Origin of the sequence: Acidovorax sp. sic0104, from assembly GCF_019219095.1 — a bacterium.
Lineage (GTDB): Bacteria > Pseudomonadota > Gammaproteobacteria > Burkholderiales > Burkholderiaceae_C > Acidovorax.
The window spans coordinates 39623-59951 of the sequence record NZ_JAHUWH010000001.1; the positions used below are offsets into that span (position 1 = coordinate 39623).

The 20329-nt window shown below is 68.5% G+C and carries 18 protein-coding genes; all 18 read right to left on the minus strand.

Going from position 1 to position 20329, the window contains the following annotated elements; genetic code table 11:
* Positions 1-70: 70 nt before the first annotated feature.
* The 18 genes from KW835_RS00195 to KW835_RS00280 all read right to left on the minus strand — a co-directional run bounded on the left by KW835_RS00195 (position 71) and on the right by KW835_RS00280 (position 20249).
* Positions 71-667, minus strand: coding sequence for a LemA family protein (locus KW835_RS00195; RefSeq protein ID WP_218380282.1), 597 nt, complete (start codon positions 665-667; stop codon positions 71-73).
* 340 nt (positions 668-1007) lie between these two features.
* Complete coding sequence (locus KW835_RS00200) at positions 1008-1448, minus strand: group II truncated hemoglobin (RefSeq protein WP_255593157.1); 441 nt, start codon at positions 1446-1448, stop codon at positions 1008-1010.
* 72 nt (positions 1449-1520) lie between these two features.
* Positions 1521-4040, minus strand: a complete 2520-nt coding sequence (locus KW835_RS00205) for an ABC transporter permease (protein WP_218380283.1) — start codon at positions 4038-4040, stop codon at positions 1521-1523.
* 94 nt (positions 4041-4134) lie between these two features.
* The gene (locus tag KW835_RS00210) at positions 4135-5739 is read right to left on the minus strand and encodes a C13 family peptidase (protein WP_218380284.1); all 1605 of its coding nucleotides are present in this window, start codon (positions 5737-5739) and stop codon (positions 4135-4137) included.
* 70 nt (positions 5740-5809) lie between these two features.
* Positions 5810-6760: a formate dehydrogenase accessory sulfurtransferase FdhD gene (locus tag KW835_RS00215; RefSeq protein WP_218380285.1), complete on the minus strand. Its 951-nt coding sequence runs from the start codon at positions 6758-6760 to the stop codon at positions 5810-5812.
* An 82-nt stretch (positions 6761-6842) separates the two neighbouring features.
* The gene (locus tag KW835_RS00220) at positions 6843-7244 is read right to left on the minus strand and encodes a hypothetical protein (RefSeq protein WP_370633560.1); all 402 of its coding nucleotides are present in this window, start codon (positions 7242-7244) and stop codon (positions 6843-6845) included.
* A gap of 13 nt (positions 7245-7257) precedes the next feature.
* Positions 7258-8484, minus strand: coding sequence for a formate dehydrogenase subunit gamma (locus KW835_RS00225; protein ID WP_218380286.1), 1227 nt, complete (start codon positions 8482-8484; stop codon positions 7258-7260).
* An 8-nt stretch (positions 8485-8492) separates the two neighbouring features.
* On the minus strand, positions 8493-8732 hold the full coding sequence (locus tag KW835_RS00230) for a hypothetical protein (protein WP_218380287.1): 240 nt from the start codon (positions 8730-8732) through the stop codon (positions 8493-8495).
* A 5-nt stretch (positions 8733-8737) separates the two neighbouring features.
* On the minus strand, positions 8738-9355 hold the full coding sequence (fdh3B, locus tag KW835_RS00235; protein ID WP_218380288.1) for a formate dehydrogenase FDH3 subunit beta: 618 nt from the start codon (positions 9353-9355) through the stop codon (positions 8738-8740).
* A gap of 25 nt (positions 9356-9380) precedes the next feature.
* Positions 9381-12347: a formate dehydrogenase subunit alpha gene (locus KW835_RS00240; RefSeq protein ID WP_218380289.1), complete on the minus strand. Its 2967-nt coding sequence runs from the start codon at positions 12345-12347 to the stop codon at positions 9381-9383.
* Positions 12348-12359: 12 nt separating this feature from the next.
* Positions 12360-12572 (minus strand): formate dehydrogenase, encoded by a 213-nt coding sequence (locus KW835_RS00245; protein WP_218380290.1) that lies wholly within the window; start codon positions 12570-12572, stop codon positions 12360-12362.
* A 137-nt stretch (positions 12573-12709) separates the two neighbouring features.
* Positions 12710-13324, minus strand: coding sequence for a molecular chaperone (locus KW835_RS00250; protein WP_218380291.1), 615 nt, complete (start codon positions 13322-13324; stop codon positions 12710-12712).
* A gap of 14 nt (positions 13325-13338) precedes the next feature.
* Entirely contained in the window at positions 13339-15414 is a 2076-nt protein-coding gene (locus KW835_RS00255; protein ID WP_218381006.1) for a 4Fe-4S binding protein, read from the minus strand.
* A complete protein-coding gene (locus KW835_RS00260) occupies positions 15374-16078 on the minus strand; it encodes a DUF3306 domain-containing protein (protein WP_218380292.1) in 705 nt (234 codons plus the stop codon). Before KW835_RS00260 ends, KW835_RS00255 begins: the two co-directional genes overlap by 41 nt.
* Positions 16071-16619, minus strand: a complete 549-nt coding sequence (locus KW835_RS00265) for a DUF3305 domain-containing protein (protein WP_218380293.1) — start codon at positions 16617-16619, stop codon at positions 16071-16073. The genes KW835_RS00260 and KW835_RS00265 overlap by 8 nt, the downstream gene beginning before the upstream one ends.
* Positions 16620-16670: 51 nt before the next feature.
* Positions 16671-17603, minus strand: coding sequence for a formate dehydrogenase accessory sulfurtransferase FdhD (gene fdhD / locus KW835_RS00270; protein WP_218380294.1), 933 nt, complete (start codon positions 17601-17603; stop codon positions 16671-16673).
* Positions 17600-17896 (minus strand): hypothetical protein, encoded by a 297-nt coding sequence (locus KW835_RS00275; protein ID WP_255593158.1) that lies wholly within the window; start codon positions 17894-17896, stop codon positions 17600-17602. Before KW835_RS00275 ends, fdhD begins: the two co-directional genes overlap by 4 nt.
* Before the next feature lie 16 nt (positions 17897-17912).
* On the minus strand, positions 17913-20249 hold the full coding sequence (locus KW835_RS00280) for an FdhF/YdeP family oxidoreductase (RefSeq protein ID WP_218380295.1): 2337 nt from the start codon (positions 20247-20249) through the stop codon (positions 17913-17915).
* Between the last annotated feature and the right edge of the window lie 80 nt (positions 20250-20329).

Below are 20329 nucleotides of genomic sequence, written 5' to 3' on the forward strand. Positions count from 1 at the left end.
TGTGCAGGCCCGGCTTCGGCGCCCACGGGGCAAGCGCCCCGGCGGGCCAGGCTACCGAGGAGAAACCAGACTAAGAGAAACGAACCTGCGGCGCAGCGCGCTCTTCTTCGCTGCGCGTGGACTCGAGCATGGGCACGGTGGGAAAGCCCAGCAGGCGCGCAACGACCAGGTCAGGGAACTGGGCCGCTGCGTCGTTGAACTCCAGCGCCTGGTCGTTGTAGGCCTGGCGCGCGAAGCCCAGGCGGTTCTCGGTGCTGGTGAGCTCTTCGGACAGCGACTGCATGGTGGCGTCGACCTTGAGGTCGGGATACGCCTCGGCCACCGCCATCAGGCGGCCCAGGCTGCTGCCCAGCAGTCCCTCGGCAGCGGCCAGCGCGCCCATCGCATTGGCGCTGGCAGGCTCTGCACGCACGGCAGCGGCGGCTCCCTGCGCCTGCCCGCGCGCCTTGATGACGGCTTCGAGCGTGGCGGCCTCATGGGCCAGGTAGCCCTTGGCCACTTCCACCAGGTTGGGCACCAGGTCGTGCCGCCGCTTGAGCTGCACGTCGATCTGCCCGAAGGCATTGGCGATGCGGTTGCGCAACTGCACCAGCCGGTTGTAGACGGTCACGGCCCACACCAGCAGCACAGCGATCAAACCCAGAACGATCCAAGCAGTAGCCGACATGTCCCACCCCCCTTGTTGTGAATTGAATGAATGGATGATGGGCGCATCTTAGTGGCGCGCCTTCCCCAAACGGTCCATACATTTCAGCGGGTAGGGATTTAAGCATCAAAACAGCCTGCAACGCCTTCCCATCAAGCGCTTAAAGCTATAAAATAAATAGCAATTGATGCTATTGGCGCCCACCCGGCCCATCCACAGGGTGCGAGTGAACAGCCCAGCCGCCCAGGGGGGCCGCCCCACCCGCAGCCTCCACCGACAGCAGCCCCACCAGTGCACCCGTGGAACCGGCTTTGCCGGGCCACCGGGTGCGTCCCCTTTCAGGGGGAAGCGGCGCAGCCGCTCAGGGGGTACTCCTGTTCCTCATCCAGTCGGCGGTGCCCATGAAGCTTTCCTTCAAGCGGGCCCGCAGGGCCTCGGGCACACCGGTCTCGCCCATGGCCTGGTCCATGCAGGCCACCCATTGGTCGCGCTCCTTGATGCCGATGGAAAACGGCATGTGCCGCATGCGCAGGCGCGGGTGGCCGAAGCGGCTCTGGTAGTGGTCGGGCCCACCCAGCCAGCCGCACAGAAACCAGAAGAGCTTCTGCCGCGCAGAGACCAAGTCGCTGCCGTGGGCCGCGCGCAGCTCGGCGTAGCCGGGCTCCAGGTCCATAAGGTCGTAGAAGCGCTCGGTGAGGGCGAGCACGCGTTCTTCGCCGCCGATCCACTCGAAGGGGGTGGTCACGGCGGCGGTTGCGGCCTCTTCGCCGGAGGCGTTGTCTTTGGAAACGTCGGAATTCATATCAAAAGTGCCGCCAACGCTTGCCCATCAAGCGCTGACAGCTATCAAATTCATACCATCAACCCAGCGGTTCTATTCCGCCGCTCGGCGCAGCGTGTCCACCACGGGCCGCAGCAGCACCTCGCGCAGGCCCCACCAGCCCGCCGCCAGCGCAAGCACGGCGCCGGCCACGGCGCCTGCAAGTGGCACCCACGGCGCGGCCGTCCACGTGAAGTCGAACACGAAGCGCGCCAGCGCCCAGCCCACGCCCACGGCCACGCTGCTGGCCAGGAAGCCCGCGAGCAGGCCCACGCCCATGAGCTCGGCGCGCTGCACCTGCCGCAGCAGGCTGGCGCGCGCACCCACGGCGCGCATGATGGCGTACTCACGTGCGCGCTCTTCGCGCGTGGCGGTGACGGCCGCGAACAGCACCACCAGGCCTGCCGCGAGCGTGAAGGCGAACAGGAACTCCACCGCACGGATCACCTGGTCCAGCACGCGCTGCACCTGGGTGATGGTGGCGCCCATGTCCACGTTGGTGATGTTGGGAAACTGGCGCACCAGTGCGTTGTCGAAGCCATGGGCCTCGGGCGCGCGGTAGGCGGCCAGGTAGGTGACGGGCACGTCCTTCACGCTCGCCACCGGGTACATCACGAAGAAATTGGCGCGCATGGAGCCCCAGTCCACCTTGCGCAGGCTGGTGATGCGCGCCTCGTTCAGCACGCCGCCCATGTCGAACTGCAGGCGGTCGCCCATCTTCAGGCCCAGGGTCTCGGCGATGCCTTCCTCGACGCTGATGGCGCCCTCTTCGCCCGCCGTCCACCGGCCGGCCACCACCTGGTTGTGGGGTGGCGCTTCGGTGGCGTTGGAGAGGTTGAATTCGCGGTCCACCAGGCGCTTGGCGCGGTCGTCGGTGTAGTCGGCCGGACCCACGGCCTTGCCGTTCACCGCCACCAGGCGGCCCCGGATCATGGGATACCAGTCGTACTTGGCAACGCCGCTGTCCTTGAGGGTTTGCTGGAAGGCATCGGCCTGGTCGGGCATCACGTTGATCACGAAGCGGTTGGGCGCATCGGGCGGCGTGGCCTTGCGCCAGCTGTCCACCAGGTCGGTGCGCAGCAGCACCAGCAGCACCAGCGCCAGCAATCCCACGGCCAGGCTGCTGACCTGCACCACGGCATAGGCCGGCCGCGCCGAGATCTGTCGCGTGGCCAGCACCAGCCAGCGCGGGGCGGTGGCCTCGTTCACGCTCTTCCTGAGCAGCTTGACCGCCACCCAGGCCAGGCCCGAGAACAGCAGCACCGCGCCCGCAAAGCCCCCCACCGCAATGAGGCCCAGCTTGATGTCGCTGCTCACCGCCAGCAGCAGCGCCGCGAAGCCCGCGATGCCGATGCCCAGCACGGCCAGCGAGGCGGGCTTGAGCCCGCCCACGTCGCGCCGGATCACCCGCAGCGGCGGGACCTGCGCCAGTTGCAGCACCGGCGGCAGGCCGAAAGCGAACAGCAGCGTGAGCCCCATGCCCAGCCCGAAGGCCACCGGCCACAGGCTGGATGCCGGCAGGGCCGACTCCACCAGGCCCGCCAGCAGCAGCACGAAGGCATGGTGCACCGCGTAGCCCAGCACCACGCCGAGCGTGCTGGCAAACAGGCCCACCAGCGCGAACTCGGTGGTGTAGGCGCCCGCGATGGTGCGCTGGCTCTGCCCCAGCACGCGCAGCATGGCCGACGCATCCAGGTGCTCGGCGGCAAAGCCGCGCGCAGCCAGCGCCACGGCCACGGCCGAGAGCAGCGCGGCCAGCAGCGCCACGAGGGAGAGGAATTTCTGCGCACGGTCCAGCGTCTGGCGCATTTCGGGGCGGCCGCTCTCCAGCGACTCCACGCGCACGCCGTGCACCTCGGGCTTTTTCAGCTCGGCCACGGCCCAGTCGTTGAAGGCCTTGACGGCCGGAGCAGGGCCCGTGACGGCAAAGCGGTAGGTCAGGCGGCTGGCGGGCTGCACGAGGGCGGTGGCGGCCAGATCGGCCTCGTTGACCATGACACGCGGCGCAAAGCTCATGAAGCCCGCACCCCGGTCCGGCTCGATGACGATGATGCGTGCGATGCGCAACTGCGCGTCGCCCAGCAGCAGGAAGTCGCCCATGGCGAGGTTCAGGGATTCGAGCAGGGGCGCATCCACCCACACCTCGCCCTGTGCCGGGATGTCGCGCGTGGGCTGGTCCAGCGCGCCGGGCGCATCGGCCACGCGCAGGCTGCCGCGCAGCGGGTAGCCCGGCTGCACGCTCTTCAGGGCCACGAGCTTGCTGGCGCCGCCCTGCGCATCGCTGGCACGGCCCATGGTGGGAAAGCCCAGCGTGGTGACCGAGTTCAGCCCCAGCGCCTTGGCCTGGTCCACAAAGGCCTGCGGCGTGGGGTTGTCGCTGGCCACCACGGCATCGCCGCCCAGCAACTGCAGGGCATCGCGCTGCAGGCCGCCCTGCAGGCGGTCGGCAAAGAAGCCCACCGAGGTGAGCGCGGCCACCGCCAGCGTGACGGCAACGATCAGCAGGCGCAGCTCGCCCGCGCGCAGGTCGCGGGCCAGGGTGCGCCAGCCCAGGCGCAGAAAAGACAGGTTCATGGCGCGGACCTTAGCGCAAAGCGAACGGGCCGTCAGCCCGTGGGGTGTTTGCCGCCGGGCACACGGACAGGTTGCGGCGGCCCGCCCCGGACATTCAGGGACGCACGGTGGCTGCCGCTTCGCTGCCCTCGCCCGCGTTCAGGCGCTGCTCCAGCGCCTTGAGCACCGGCTCGATCTGCGCGCCCACGCGGATCTGCGGGTTGGAGAAGCCGTCGGCCTTGCCCGCCTCCACCTCGCGCTGCTGGATCAGCGGCACGGCCTTGGCGAACGCGTCGGTGAAGGAGCGGGTCTGGCGCAACTGCTCGTTGAACACCGCGCGGCCGAAGAACGTGAGCTCGGACAGCCTGCCGCAGCCGTACGAGGTGTGCGTGGCATCGGCCGCCGTCATGATGAGCGTGGCATCGGTGGCCAAAGGGTCGATCCACCCGCCCGAGAAGCAGGCCGACACGGCGATCACGCGGTGGCGGATGCCGGCATCGTCCAGCGACGCGCGCAGCATCTCGGGCGTGACGGGCTCCACCTCCAGCGGCCAGTGCGATGCCGCCAGTTCGTGGTTGCGCGCGCCGTGCGATGTCATGTAGACCACCAGCACATCTTCCTCGCGGTCCATGCGCTCGGCCAGGGCCTGCACGGCACGCTGCAGGTTCTGCGGCGTGGCCCACAGGTGGGTCCCGGCGGTTTCTGCGTGGTTGAGCAGATGCAGCACGCGGCCGTCGGCGTCAAAGCGCTCCTTGAGCAGCGTGCTGACCATGGTGCTCTCACGGCGGAAGACCTCCTCGCTGGCGTAGGGGGCGAAGACGAGGCCGTAGACATCGGCCACGCCGGGCCGCTCGGGCGCCAGGGCCTGCTCCTGCTGCGGCCACAGTGCCTGCTGGGCTTCAAAGACAGCTTGCGACAGGTGCAGGCGTGCCGGCTCCGGAGCGGAGCCCTGGGCTGCGGCGACGGCTTCGGTGTCCAACTCCCAGGGTCGGTCGGGAAACTGCCAGGTCCCCAGGGCCGCCAGGCCCACCAACCCGGCGGCAAAGACCGCTGTGCGCATGCGCGAGCGGATGAAACGTGCACTCACCACGACCACCGCCGCCAGCAGCCACGCGAACAGCGGGATGTACAGCGCCCACATCACCCATCCGGCGATCTGCCCCTGCCAGGTCTGCGGCCTTTGCGCCGCCCAGCCCAACAGACCATGCATGAGCAGTGTGGGGACCATGGGCGCCCAGGTGGAGAGTGCGAACCACGCCGCCAGGCCGCCCGAAGGTTCGGGGCTTGCAGCCCCTGGTGCCGCTGCCTGTTCCCGCAGCGCCGGGGCCATGGCCCACCACGCAAACCACAGCAGCGCCAGCGTTGTCCAGTACGGAATCAGCCAGCCTCGCAGGTTGAACTGCGCGGGACCCACGATCTCCAGGCGGGCGACGGCCGTCAGCAGCGCGCCACTGGCCAGCGCCAGCACCACCAGTTGCCAGGGCGTGGGCGCCGCCGTGCCGGTGCGGGGTCTCAGGAACAACCCGGCGCGCAAGCCTTCGCGGACCCAGTCCCAGAGGGACAGGCGGGCAGAGCCCGCAGGCCCGCCACCCGGGGTGTCAGCAAGCGCCCCGGGCACAGTGGGCTGTCCGCTCAGCGGCACTTCGATCTCTCCGGGCACAGGGCCCCACTGGCTGGGCAAGGTGTCGGCCCAGCCGCCATGCACTTGTCGGTCTTTCATGCGCGCATCATGCCATCGGCGCATGACCGCGCTGCAGGCCTCGGTGCTCTGCCGAAATGGCGGCCGGAAACTAGGGCAGTGCCACGATCCCTGGACCCGGCGCAACGGCCGGCGCCTGGGCGATGTCGGGCTGCAGCACCAGCCGCTCGGCCCCGCTGTAGCAGACGAAGCGCCGGTTGGTCGCCCGCCCGATGGCGCACAGGCCCAGCTGCTGCGCCACGGCATGGCCCATCTGCGTCATGCCACTGCGCGACACCACGATGGGCACGCCCATCTGGGCCGACTTGATGACCATTTCGCTGGTGAGGCGGCCCGTGGTGTAGAAGACCTTGTCGGCGCCTGACATGGGTTCGGGAGACGCTGCCTGCTGCAAGCCATCGCCAGACGGCACAGGGCCTGGTGCTGCGTTCATCCACATCCAGCCCGCGATGGTGTCGATGGCGTTGTGCCGCCCCACGTCCTCCACGAAAGTGAGCAACTCCTCCCCCTGGAACAGCGCGCAGCCATGCACCGAGCCGGCGGACTTGTACGTGCTCTCCTTCAGGCGAATCGCATTGACGATGCCATACAGCTGGGCCTGCGTGAGACGCGCCTCGGGCAGCACGATGCGGTCCACCTCGTCCATCAAGCCGCCGAACACGCTGCCCTGCCCGCAACCGGTGGTCACCACCTTGCTGGCGGTGCGTTCCTCGATGCGATCGATGCCGTGGCGGGTGCGCACCGCGGCGGCATGCACGTCCCAGTCGACGGTGATGGACTCGATGTCGAACACCGACTCGACCAGCCGCTGATTGCGCAGGTAGCCCAGCACCAGCAGTTCGGGGTGGGCGCCCAGGGTCATCAGCGTGACCAGCTCGCGCTTGTCCACATAGACGGTGAGCGGGCGTTCCGCAGGAATGGAGACCTGCTCGCGTTCACCCAGCTCATTGACGACCTCGACGCCATGGGTCAGGGGTGCCTGCGCGCGGGTGAGACGGGGCAGGGCCAGGGGAGCGGAATCCGGTGAAGCGCTGGAGGTCATGCAAGGACTATACGCAGGCGATCGGCGCGCTGCGGCGCAGGGCCTGCTGCCGCGCACCGCAAGCCGCGGCAGCAGGCCGCCCTCAGGGCTTCGGCGCCGACGCAGCCGCTGCAGGCGTGGCCGTGCTGGGTGGGCTGCTGGCCGTGCCCGGCGGCGAATGCGCGCCGGAGGCTTCGAGCGGCTTGGCCTCGGGCGGCGTGTAGGCGAATGGCCCCGGGTCGGCGCAGGCTGCGCCGGTGCCTGCAGCCGGTTTGGCGGCAGGCGTGGTCTTGCGGTAGTGGGCGGCCACCTTGTCCTGCGCAAGGCAGAGCTTGTAGTTGTCCACCTTGCCCGCCCATGCGGTCTTGGCCGCAGCCTCCGCCGCTTTGGCGGCCGCCTCGGGAGACGGCGGCGGCAACTTTGCCAGAGCGATGCTGGTAGCGCCGGTGGCACACAAGGCCAGCGCCAGGGTGCGGATGCGGTGGATCGTCGTCATCGTCATCATGGGGAGCCTCATGTCATGCCTGAGCGGGCTTGCCACCGGCCGCTGCCGCCGAGGCGGCTGCATCGGAAGTGCCTGGGGTGCTGCGCTGCCGCGGGATCTTGCCGGCCTCTATGTCGTCGTACCAGAGCTCGTGGTGTTCCTTGGCCCAGGTCTCGTCCACGTAGCCGGTCTTCATGGCCTTGTAGGCACCGCGCATGCCGATGGTGCCCATGTAGATATGGCCCAGGAACATCATCATCATCACCACCGTGGCCACGGCGTGCACCATGTGGGCGATCTGCATGGTGCCGCGCTCGTAGATGAGCCCGGGGATGAGCTTGTCCAGCACCAGACCCGAGGCAACGACAATGGCGCCCAGGCCCAGCACGCCGGCCCAGAAGACGATCTTCTCCCCCGCGTTGAATCGGTGCGAAGGCACCTCCTGCCCGGACAGCATGCCGCCGCCCTTGGCAAGCCAGGCGATGTCTTCGCGCCGGGGCAGGTTGTCCTTCAGGAAGGTGAAGAACACGATCACCAGCGACACGGCGAACAGCGGCCCGGCAAAGTTGTGCACGTTCTTGAGCACATAGGCCAGCCAGCCGAAGAGCGTGGCGCCCATGATGGGCAGCAGGAAGAACTTGCCGAACGCCATCACGATGCCCGACACCGCCAGCGCCACGAAGGCGATCGCGTTGGCCCAATGGGCCGAGCGCTCGAACGGGGTGAAGCGCTCGATCTTGCGGCCCGTCTCGGCGCCATGCAGTTCAATGGTGCCCTTGCGCCAGTAGAACAGCGCAATGGCGCCCACCACGATGAGCAGCAGCGAGCCGCCGTACGGGATGATCCACTGGTTGCGCACCTGCCGCCAGGCCTCGCCCGCATTGGTCACGCGCGAGCCCGGGTACTGCACGAAGGGCTGGATGAGGTTGCCCGCCTCGGGCGCCTGGCTCTTGGGCAGGCTGCTGGTGCCTGTCACGCCCTGCCCCACCTGTCGCCACATCGGCGCGTTGTTGCCGGGTTGCACCTTGGCGCGCTCGCCGTTGGTCTGCTCCAGGTACTTGGGATCGGCGCTGGCGTCCGGCTTGACCTCGAAGATGTTCTGGCTCTGGATGCCACCCGGGGCCTGCGGGGCCGCCGTGGCGGGTGCAGCGGCGGCTGCGGGCGCGGATGCGGCATCCGCCGCGGCGGCCGGGACCTGCGCCGCCGCCGGCCCCCACGCCAGGCCGGCCGCCAAAGCCATTGACCACAGGATGTGTTGCATGGCGGGCCTCACTTCGCGGTGGTGCGCGAGTACTCGTTCTGGCCGTACTGCTGGCGCGCCTTGAGCTGCGCCTCCCAGCTGGCCTTGTCACCCGCCTTCCAGCCCGGCTGCGTGAAGGAGCTTCCCGTGCCGGCGTAGGGTGCCGCATCGCTGCGAATGCCGGCGCCGGTTTGCGGCTTCTCGCCGCAAGCCGCCAGCGCCGTCAGGGCCACGGCGGCAGCGGCGAGCCCCCAGGTACGTTGCGCCATCTTCATCATGACTTGCCCCCCGCCGGCTGGCCGGCCTGCTGCGAGCCGTAGGCCGTGCCCCAGCCCCACACCTCGGCGCCCTTGCCGCGCTGGACCACCCGGTTGCGGAAGATGTCGGCCACCACGTCGCCATCGCCAGCGAGCAGCGCCTTGGTGGAGCACATCTCGGCGCAGGCGGGCAGCTTGCCCTCGGCCAGGCGGTTGCGGCCGTATTTGTCGAACTCGGCCTGGCTGCCGTGGGCCTCGGGGCCACCGGCGCAGAAGGTGCACTTGTCCATCTTGCCGCGCACGCCGAAGGTGCCGCTGGACGGGAACTGTGGCGCGCCAAAGGGGCAGGCATAGCTGCAGTAGCCGCAGCCGATGCACACGTCCTTGTCGTGCAGCACCACGCCCTCTTCGGTGCGGTAGAAGCAGTTGACGGGGCAGACGGCCATGCACGGCGCATCGCTGCAGTGCATGCAGGCCACCGAGATGGATTTTTCGCCGGGCACCCCGTCGTTGAGCGTGACCACGCGGCGGCGGTTCACGCCCCAGGGCACCTCATGCTCGTTCTTGCAGGCGGTGACGCAGCTGTTGCACTCGATGCAGCGCTCGGCGTCGCAGATGAATTTCATTCGTGCCATGTCGTGTCTCCTGGGCGCTGCGCAATCAAGCGCGTTCCACGTTGCAGATCGTGGTCTTGGTTTCTTGCATCATGGTCACGCTGTCGTAGCCATACGTGGTCGCCGTGTTCACGGCCTCGCCGCGCACGATGGGCGCTGCGCCCTTGGGGTAGTACGCGAGCATGTCCGCGCCCTGCCAGCGCCCCGAGAAGTGGAAAGGCATCCACACGGTGTCGGGCGCAACGCGCTCGGTGACCAGCGCCTGCACGTTCAGGCGCGCACCGGTGGGCGAGCTCAGCCACACGCGCTCGCCGTTGCGGATGCCGCGGTCGGCCGCCGTCTTCGGGTTGATCTCGACGAAGGACTCCTGCTGCAGCTCGGCCAGCCAGGGGTTGGAGCGGGTTTCCTCGCCGCCGCCTTCGTACTCGACCAGGCGGCCCGAGCTGAGGATGAGCGGGAACTTCTCGTGCACCTTGTCGGCGATGTTCTTCTCCTGCACGCTCTTGTACAGGGTGGGCATGCGCCAGAAGGCCTTCTTGTCGTCGTGCGTGGGGTACTTGGCCATCAGCTCCGGCTTGGTGCCGTACAGCGGCTCGCGGTGCTGCGGGATGGCGTCGGGGAAGTTCCATACCACCGCCCGCGCCTTGGCATTGCCAAAAGGGTGGCAGCCGTGCTTCATGGCCACGCGGATGATCGCACCCGTCGGGTCGGTCTTCCAGTTCTTTCCTTCGGCCTTGGCCTTCTCGGCGTCCGACAGGTCGTCCCACCAGCCGAGCTTCTTGAGCAGCACATGGTCGAACTCGGGGTAGCCCGTGGTGATCTCGCTGCCCAGCGAGAACGATCCGTCCTCGGCCAGCAGGTTCACGCCATCCTTCTCGACACCGAAGTTGGCGCGGAAGTTGCCGCCGCCGTCCATCACGTGCTTGGAGGTGTCGTACAGGTTGGACGAGCCGGGGTGCTTGAGCTCGGGCGTGCCGTAGCAGGGCCAGGGCAGGCCGAAGTAGTCGCCCGTGAAGTCGTAGCCCGTCTCCTTGTCCTTGCCGCCCTTGGCCTTCAGGGTCTTCACGTCGAACAGGTGCATGTTCTTCATGTGGGCCTTGAGCCGCTCGGGGCTCTGGCCCGTGTAGCCGATGGTCCACACGCTCTTGTTGATCTCGCGCAGGATGTCCTCGGGCACGGGCTCGTCCATGCCCTTGACCTTCTGCATCTTGTAGTTCTTGGACAGCTCGGCGGCGAAGCCCAGCTTCTCGGCGAACTGGTGCATGATCATGTGGTCCGAGCGGCTCTCCCACAGCGGCTCGATCACCTTCTCGCGCCATTGCAGCGACCGGTTGGACGCGGTGCACGAGCCGCTGGTCTCGAACTGCGTGGCCGCGGGCAGCAGGTACACAGCGCGGTTCGGATTCAAATCTTCGGCCTTGCCGGGCATGGCGGCCATCGCGGCGGTGGCGGAGGGGTAAGGGTCCACCACCACCAGCAAATCCAGCTTGTCCATCGCGCGCTTCATCTCGAGGCCGCGCGTCTGCGAGTTGGGCGCATGCCCCCAGAAGAACACACCGCGCAGGTTGGAGTCCTGGTCGATGAGCTCGTTCTTCTCCAGCACGCCATCGATCCAGCGCGACACGGTGATGCCGCTCTTGGTCATCATCGCGGGCGACGAATACTTGGCCTTGATCCACTCGTAGTCCACGCCCCACACGGCCGCGAAGTGCTTCCACGAGCCTTCGGCCAGGCCGTAGTAGCCGGGCAGCGAATCGGGGTTGGGGCCCACGTCGGTCGCGCCCTGCACGTTGTCATGGCCGCGGAAGATGTTGGTGCCGCCGCCCGTCTTGCCCACGTTGCCCAGCGCCAGCTGCAGGATGCACGACGCGCGAACGATGGCGTTGCCGATGGTGTGCTGCGTCTGGCCCATGCACCACACCACGGTGCCGGGGCGGTGGGCGTTGAGCATGCTCGCCACCTTGAGCACCTGCGCCTCCTTCACGCCGCAGGCCTCTTCGACCTTGTCGGGGGTCCACTTGGCCAGGATCTCCTCGCGCACCTTGTCCATGCCGTAGACGCGGTCGTTGATGTACTGCTTGTCTTCCCAGCCGTTCTTGAAGATGTGGTACAGCAGACCGAAGAGGAAGGGAATGTCGGTGCCCGAGCGGATGCGCACATACTCGTCAGCCTTGGCTGCCGTGCGGGTGAAGCGGGGGTCCACCACGATCATCTTGCAGCCGGTTTCCTTGGCATGCAGCATGTGCAGCATGCTCACCGGGTGGGCCTCTGCCGCGTTGGAGCCGATGTACATCGCGACCTTGCTGTTTTGCATGTCGTTGTACGAATTGGTCATGGCCCCATAACCCCAGGTGTTGGCCACGCCGGCCACCGTGGTGGAGTGGCAGATGCGCGCCTGGTGGTCGCAGTTGTTGGTGCCCCAGAAGCTCACGAACTTGCGCAGCAGATACGCCTGCTCGTTGTTGTGCTTGGACGAGCCGACGAAGTACACGCTGTCAGGGCCGCTGGCCTTGCGCAGCTCCTGCATCTTGGCGGTGATCTCGTTGAGCGCCGTGTCCCAGCTGATGCGCTCGTACTTGCCGTTCACCAGCTTCATGGGGTAGCGCAGGCGGTACTCGCCATGGCCGTGCTCGCGCAGCGCGGCGCCCTTGGCGCAGTGCGCACCCAGGTTGATGGGCGAGTCGAACACCGGCTCCTGGCGCACCCACACGCCGTTCTCGACCACGGCATCGACCGCGCAGCCCACTGAGCAGTGGGTGCACACGGTGCGGCGCACTTCGATCTTGCTGTCGCCCAGGCCCACCTTGGCGCCTTCTGCGGCGTTGGATTTCTTGACCAGGGTGAGCTGCGACGCGGCAATGCCGACGCCGACACCCAGGCCCGAGCGACGCAGGAACGAGCGCCGGTCCATGGTGGGCAGGGCCTGCGACAAACCGCGGCGCAGGCTGTGAACGAAAGGAGAGGCAGGCGCGGCGCCCGGCGCAGCGTGCGGCGACTTCTTGGTGAGCAACATGGGGCGCCCCGGTCAGAGTTGGGTGGTCTTGTAGTACTGCTTCACATGGGCGGACAGGTGGTACCCGCCGCCCTTCTCCGGCGCCACGCGGGGGGGCTCGGACACTGCCGCATCTGGAGAGGGGGCCACCTGGGGAAGGGCCACCACGGCGGCCGCTGCGGCGCCGACGGTGGCGGCGCCGGCAAAGAAGCTGCGGCGCGAAGGTTGGGGCTGGCTGTTCTGCATGTTTGTCTCCAGAATGGCTGGCAGCTATGAAATGCTGTTCATACAGTCTATGTCACTGAGTGCAACACTGCAATCGAGGCATACCAAGTTACTCATCTTTTATAGCGCTTCGCACAGACTGCGCGAGCGCCACGCGGTCAATCGAGCATGTCGAAGCCCTGCGCCTCCACCGCCGCGAAAGCCCGCGCGAAATGTGCTGTCGCAGCATAAAATTTTGCTTGCGGGTGGGCTGCCAGGGCATCGCACAGCGCACCCACCCAGGGCTGCAGGTGCGTGGCAAAAAAGTCGCGCTGCGACGCCAGGTTGCACACCGCCACATCGTCGCCGGCGATCAGGTAGCGCATGACTTCGCACAGGTAGGCGATGTGGTCTTCGGTCTCGGGCATGGCCGCCTCATCGCGCGCAAGCCCCAGGCGGGCCAGGTCGGTACGCAGCCGGGCCAGGGGCTTCTCGTTCAAGAAGCCGCTCACGTAGTGCGATGCGTACAGGTACACCTCGGGCTTGCCCACGCCGCCGAACAGGCGGTCGAACTCCAGCGCAATGGCTGCTTCGTCCAGCGCACGCGCTGCGCCCACCAGCTGCTGCCAGGGCTCTTGTAAAAAGCCACCCGCGGCCGGTGCCTCGGTCACCGCCACGCGCAATGCCGACAGCAGCTCTGGGCCGGGCGCCGCGTAGTACAGCTGCGACAGCAGGCCATACAGCTCGGCGCGCGCGGTTTCTTCGTCCAGCGCCGAGCTGCCGGCAGGGGTCATTGAAGGTTGAGCGCTCACAGGTCCGTCACTTTCGCTTCGCTTTGGGAGGAATACAGGTCGATCACTCGGCAGTCGCTGCACATCTTCAGGCGCTCCAGCGCCTCGCCCTGGAACATGGGGTGGCCCGAGAGCTTGCCCAGCATGGCCTCGATGGCCTTGACCGTGCCAAACGGCTTGCTGCAGCGCACACAGGCCCAGGGCTTGGCTTCGTTGAGCACGCGCAGTTGCGCACGCTCGGGCGTGAGCAGCAGGCGCGGCTGCAGGGTGATCGCGTCTTCGGGGCAGGTGGTGGCGCACAGGCCGCACTGCACGCAGTTCTTCTCGATGAAGCGCAGTTGCGGCATCTGCGGGTTGTCCTGCAGGGCGCTGGCGGGGCACGCGCTCACGCAGCTCAGGCACAGCGTGCAGCGGTCCTTGTCCACAGTGATGCTGCCCAGCGGCGAGCCCGCGGCCGGCAGCGCAATGGCGTCGGGCCGCACCGCGGCCGGGGCTGGCGCGTATTCGATGAGATGGTCCAAAGCCATCTCCAACGTGCTGCGCTTTTCCTGCGCCACCGCAAACCGTGCGGGCACGGCGGGCGTGGCCTGGCGGGTCTGCCCCAGGGCCTGCAGCGCGGCATCGAGCGCCGTGGGGTGCGTGGCACGCACCAACTGCAGGTGGCTGCCCGTGTAGCCCAGCCCGCGCAGGATGGCCTGCGCCACGTCCATCTGCGCCTGCAGGCCTTCCAGGTACTGCGGGGCCTCTTCATCGGTCACCAGCACCGCGATCTGCGACGCGCCGTAAGCCACGGCGCTCAGCCACAGGTCCACGCCCAGGCTGGCCGTGTGCCACACCGCCACAGGAATCACCCGCGCCGGCACGCCGTGCGCCACCTTGAGTTGCGCCGCGCGGCCCAATTCCTCCACCAGCGCCTGCCCGCGCTCCTGGCTGTGCAGCAGCAGCACGGCGTCCTTGCCACCGGCTGCGGCATAGGTGGACAGCAGCGTCTTGAGCTTCAGGCCCTGGTCCGTGGCGCTGGGGTAGGCATAGGTCAGCGCGCCCGTGGGGCACACCGTGGTGCAGGCACCGCAGCCCACGCACAGATGGGAGTTCACCTTGATTTGCTGGCGGCTCTTGTCGCTGGCAATGGCCTCGGCCGAGCAGATGTCCACGCAGGCATTGCAGCCCACGGTTTCATTGCGGCTGTGGGCGCACAGCTTTTGCTTGTAGGCAAAGAACTTGGGCTTTTCGAACTCGCCCACGAGTTCGCGCAGGCGCAGCAGCGTGGCGATGTCGCGGCCGTCCCAGCGAAAGTACCCCTGCGGCGGCGCGTGCTGCACAAAGGTGGGCGCGGCCGTGGCGGCGCGCAGGTCGAGCACCATGTCGAAGCGCTCGGTGTGCGGGGCCGCCTCGCGGCTGAAGTCGATGGCACCTGCGACCTGGCAGACCTTCACGCAGGCGCGGTGCGACTGGCAGGCGGTCAGGTCGACTTGGTAGTCGAGGCCGATGGCATCTTCGGGGCACGCAGCCACGCAGGCGTTGCACCGGGTGCACAGGTCCAGGTCGATGGGGTTGTCGGCCGCCCATTGCAGATCGAACGCGCCCAGCCAGCCCGTGAGACCCGTGATGCGCCCGCCCAGCACCGGAAAGCGCCGCGCCTGCGCGCCGCCTGCGGTGCCCGGGCCCTGGGTAAACACCGTGACATCCAGCACGTCGGACACCATGGCCGCAGCGCGTTCGGCCACATCCAGCGCACCAATGATCAGCAGGCGGCCGGTGCTCTTGAAGGTGACCGTGGGCACCGGTGCGGGCTCGGGCAACTGCGCGGCGGCGAGCAGCGCCGCGATCTTGGGGGTGGCGCGGTCCGCATCGCGGCTCCAGCCGCCGGTCTCGCGGATGTTGACGAAGCGGATGGGGGAGATGGCGCCCTCGGTCTGCTGGCCCAGCTCGGCGAACAGGCGCTGCTCTTGCGTGCAGGCCACCACCACGTCCTGGCCGGTCTTGATGGCCTGCTGGAATGCCCCGGCTTCGCGCCGGCACAGCGTGGAGTGAAGGGTCAGACCCTGGTCTTCATGCAATGCCGCGCCCAACGCTTTCGCGTCGAGGGGCATCGTCTGGTTGCAGTCGCAGATGAGCGTCGTGGTCATGGTCGGGTTGGCTGGCTGGCGCGTCGGCTGCCCCGGTGGGGGACGGCTCGGGCGCGCCGGGCTCGCTGGAGGACTCGCTAGGAACAGCGGTGCATACCCCCGACTGTGCCACGTCTGGCAGCATTTCCTGCTCCGCATCATCCCGAGGCTGAGCGTGCGCCGGGGGCTTTGCCCCGTCACCCTCCCCCTCCGTGGCCTGCTTCTCGCGATCGAAGAAGCCCATGGCATGGGCGCTGGCCATCTGGCGCAGCATGCCTTCGGGCAAGGGGTCGGGCTGCGTGTAGTCGCCGACGTAGATGTCGAGGCCGTCCATCACATTGAAGTGCGGGTCGGCAAACAGCTTCTTCATCGCCAGGTTGCGCACCTCGGGCGAGACCGCGCGCTGCACGAAGGGCTTGAAGTCGGACTCGGGCGTGAGCGCCTGCGCATCGGCCAGCGTGGGCGCGGGGGGCTGCTGAGGGGTCGCAGGTTCGGTCGGTGCCTGGGGTACGCCAGCCGGTGCCTTCGCACCAGACTCGGCCTGCGCCGCAGCCAGCGCCGGAGCCTGCGGTGCAGGCTCCTCCACGGGCTTGCCCGCCGCCACATCCTGCTTGCGGCGCGACCAGCGCGAGAGGAAACCGTCAGCCACGGTGTCCTCCACCGCCGCGGCGCTTGTCGGTGGACACGGACGCAGGATTGCCGAAGCGGTCGGTCAGCGGCTGGAAGCTGTCGGGCCTGCGCCGGCGCTTGGGCTCGGGCACGTAGTGCTCGTCCACGAAGGCCTGGAGCGCCTGCAGCACGGCGGGCGGTGCGGGCACCTGCTCGACCGTCTCCTGCGCATCGAGCCAGCGGCCGGCATCGTGGTAGCTCAGGCTCACCGACACCGGGCGTGCGAGCCGGCCTTCCTCGGTGCCGCTTTCGTCCATGCGCCACAGCACGAACCAGCACGGCGCCGGGCTGGAAAGGTTCAGGTGGTAGCCCTCGCCGTCATCCTTGAAAAGTTCAACGGCAAAGCCTGGGAACAGCCAGCGGGTCTCGTCCGCATCTTCGCGCAGAAGGCGCGGCACATCGCCAAAGGCCGCTTCGCCGGGCACCACGTCGTCCAGCGTCCAGCGCCAGGGTTGCCAACGGTTGTCCAGGCGCTCACGGCGCATGATGACGGCGACTTCGAGGGTGGGGCGCAAAGACATGTCCCGACTGTACTGCCCGCCCGCGCGAACGGCGAGCAATGCCCCTGCGTTTCAGCCCCCGGGGGGTACCTGCGCGCCCTGCGCTCCCGGTGCATACAGCACCGCGCGCGGCGCGCGGCACAGCCCCCACAGGCGCAGCCCGGCCAGCTCGGCCACCTGCACGCCGGTTGCGGTGGGGGCCGAAATGGTGGCCAGCGCCGCCAGCCCCACGCGCGCGCACTTGCGCACCAGTTCGTGGCTGCCCCGGCTGCTGAGTACCACGAAGCCCGGCTCCGCCAGCCGCCCGCTGCGCGCCAGCCAGCCGATGAGCTTGTCCAGCGCGTTGTGCCGACCCACGTCTTCGCAGACACGGGCCAGTTGCCCGTCCAGCGTCGCCCAGCCTGCCGCGTGCAGCGAGCCCGAATGCGCGTTGTGCGGCTGCTGTGCCTTCAATCCGGCAAAGGCCGTGAGCACCGTGTGCAGGTCCACGCGCTCCACCCAGTCGCGGGCGGGCAGCCGCGCGGGCTCCAGGTCCAGGGCGGCAAAGCTTTCCACGCCGCACACGCCGCAGCCCGTGCGCCCCGCCATGCTGCGGCGCCGCTGCTTGAGGCGCTCGAAGCTGCGCGCAGAAATTTCCATGTGCACCTCGACCCCCGGCACGCCCGCCGGCAGGTGCGCGGCGCTCTGGTCCGCCAGGCTCAGCGTGGTGCTGCGGCAGTCGTGTGCGTGGTCGAGGATGCCCTCGCTGAGCGCAAATCCCAGCGCGAAGTCGTCAAGCTGCTCGGGCGTGGCCATCATGACCGCGTGCGATACGCCGTTGAACACCAGCGCCACCGGGATCTCCTCGGCCAGCGTGTCCAGGCGCAGCGCGCCTTCGCCGGGCGCACCCGCCTCGCCATAGACGCGCACCGGCCGCGTGGCCAGGGCATGCAGGCCTTCGGCCAGGACCTCCACGTCAATGTCGTCCGCTCGCACCGGCAGCACCGGAAAAATCTGCGCGCTCATGGCGCGTCCCCCGCCGCCGCAAGCTCGCGGGCCACGACCCGTCCCTCGACGGTGAGGAAGGCCACCCAGCGTTCGCCGACCCGCTCCACGCGCACCCAGCCGGGGCCGCGCTGCCCGCCCACGGGGGCATCGCTCATGAGGCTCAACTCGCGCAACAGCACGCTCGCGCCCTGGCCCAGGCGCTTTCCCAGGCGGGGCAGCGACATGCCCGCCGATGCGTCGGCACCGCTGCGCGAATCCTCATCCAGCGCGCGCAGGATGGTGCCTGCCAGGGTGTCGTATGCGGCCGTCATGTCACGGGCTTCTCACTCACGGCGCAACAACTTGCGCCCCGGCCTCGGCCAGCGCCGCGGTCCCGCCGTCGGGCACATGCGGCACCAGCAGCACGGGGATGGATTTGGACGTGGGCGTACCCGCCGTGTCCGCCACGGCGGACAGCGGCACCAGGGGGTTGGTCTCGGGGTAGTAGGCCGCGAGGTTGCCGCGCGGGATGTCGTAGGCCACCAGCTTGAAGCGGTCGGCCCGGCGCTCCTGGCCGTCGCTCCACACGGTCTGGATGTCGACCCAGTCGCCATCCTTCATGCCCAGGGCGCGGATGTCCTTGTCGTTGATGAACACCACGCGGCGCTGGCCGTAGACGCCGCGGTAGCGGTCGTCCATGCCGTAGATGGTGGTGTTGTACTGGTCGTGCGACCGCGTGGTCAGCAGGGTGAAGACCACCGCGTCCTTGTAGCGTTCGCGCGCGATGTGCGTGGGCGTATCGCGCGGCACGGCATGGGCATGGAAGCTGGCCTTGCCCGATGCCGTGGCCCACACGCGCTCGCTGGCCGTGTTGCGCAGGCGGAACCCGCCGGGCACGGCCACGCGCTGGTTGAAGTCCTTGAAGTCGGGGAACACCTTCTCGATCTGGTCGCGGATGCGTGCGTAGTCTTCCACCAGCCACAGCCAGGGCACGTTGCTGCGCGCGCCCAGTGTGGCAGCGGCCAGCCGCGCGACGATGGCGGGCTCGGACAGCAGGTGCTCGGACGCGGGCGGGTTGATGCCCACCGAGATGTGCACCATGCTCATGGAGTCTTCCACAGTCACGCCCTGCGGGCCCGTGGCCTGCATGTCGATCTCGGTGCGGCCCAGGCAGGGCAGGATCAGCGCCTCCTTGCCATGCACGATGTGGCTGCGGTTGAGCTTGGTGGTCACGTGCACCGTGAGGTCGCAGCGCTGCAGGGCCTTCCAGGTCTCGTAGGTGTCCGGCGTGGCGGATGCGAAGTTGCCGCCCAGGGCAAAGAACACCTTGCCCTTGCCGTCCAGCATCTGGCGGATGGCCTCCACCGTGTCCACGCCGTTCTGGCGCGGCGGCTCGAAGCCGAACACGTCGCGCAACTTGTCCAGCAGGGCGGCGGGGGGCTTTTCCCAGATGCCCATGGTGCGGTCGCCCTGCACGTTGCTGTGGCCGCGCACCGGGCACGGGCCCGCGCCCTCGCGGCCGATGTTGCCGCGCATCATGAGCAGGCTGACGATGGCCTGGATGGTGGCCACCGCGTACTTGTGCTGCGTGATGCCCATGCCCCAGCAGGCGATCACGCTCCTGGCGCCGATGTAGATGTCGGCCGCGGAGCGCATCTGCGCCTCGGTCAGGCCCGACTCCTGCTCCAGCAACGCCCAGGATTCGGCGCGCAGATCGTCCGCCAGGGCCTCGAAGCCCGTGGTGTGCTCGGCGATGAAGGCGTGGTCCAGCACGCCGCCGCGCGCGTCCTCCTGCTCCAGCACATGCTTCATCATGCCCTTGACGGCCGGCAGGTCGCCGCCCACGCGCAGCTGGAAGTAGTGGGTGCTGATGGGCGTGGAGCCCATCGTCGCCATCTCCAGCTTGTCCTGCGGGTCGGCAAAGCGCTCCAGCCCGCGCTCGCGCAGGGGGTTGAAACTCACGATGCGCGCGCCGCGCTTGTGCGCCTCGCGCAGCTCGCCGAGCATGCGCGGGTGGTTGGTGCCAGGGTTCTGGCCGAAGATGAAAATCGCGTCGGCGCACTCGAAGTCGTGCAGGGTCACCGTGCCCTTGCCCACGCCGATCTGCGGGCGCATGCCGCTGCCGCTGGGCTCGTGGCACATGTTCGAGCAGTCGGGAAAGTTGTTGGTGCCGAACTGGCGCACGAACAGCTGGTACAGGAAGGCCGCTTCGTTGCTGGCCCGGCCCGAGGTATAGAAGATGGCCTGGTTGGGGTCGGGCAGCGCGTTCAGGTGGCGCGCGATCAGCGCGAAGGCATCGTCCCAGGAGATCGGACGGTACTGGTCGCTGGGCGCGTGGTAGGCCATGGGCTGCGTGAGCCGGCCCTGGTCTTCGAGCCAGAAATCGCTCTGCTCAGCCAGCTCGGCCACGGTGTACTGGGCGAACAGGCCGGGCCCGGCGCGGCGGGCGGTGGCCTCGGCCGCGACGGCCTTGACGCCGTTCTCGCAGAACTCGAAGGTGGACGCATGGTTGCGGTCGGGCCAGGCGCAGCCCGGGCAGTCGAAGCCGTCGGGCTGGTTGGCCGAGAGCAGCGTCTTGGCGCCCTTCAACGGAATGTCCTGGCGCAGCAGCGCGTTCTTGACGCTGTTGAGCGCGCCCCAGCCGCCGGCGGGGCCTTTGTAGAACTCGATTTTTTCTTGCTTCATCATGGTCTCCTGGACGGTGCGCCACGGTTTGGACTGTGCCACGCCCGCGGCGTTCCCGGCCCCTGCCCCGCAAGGGGCGC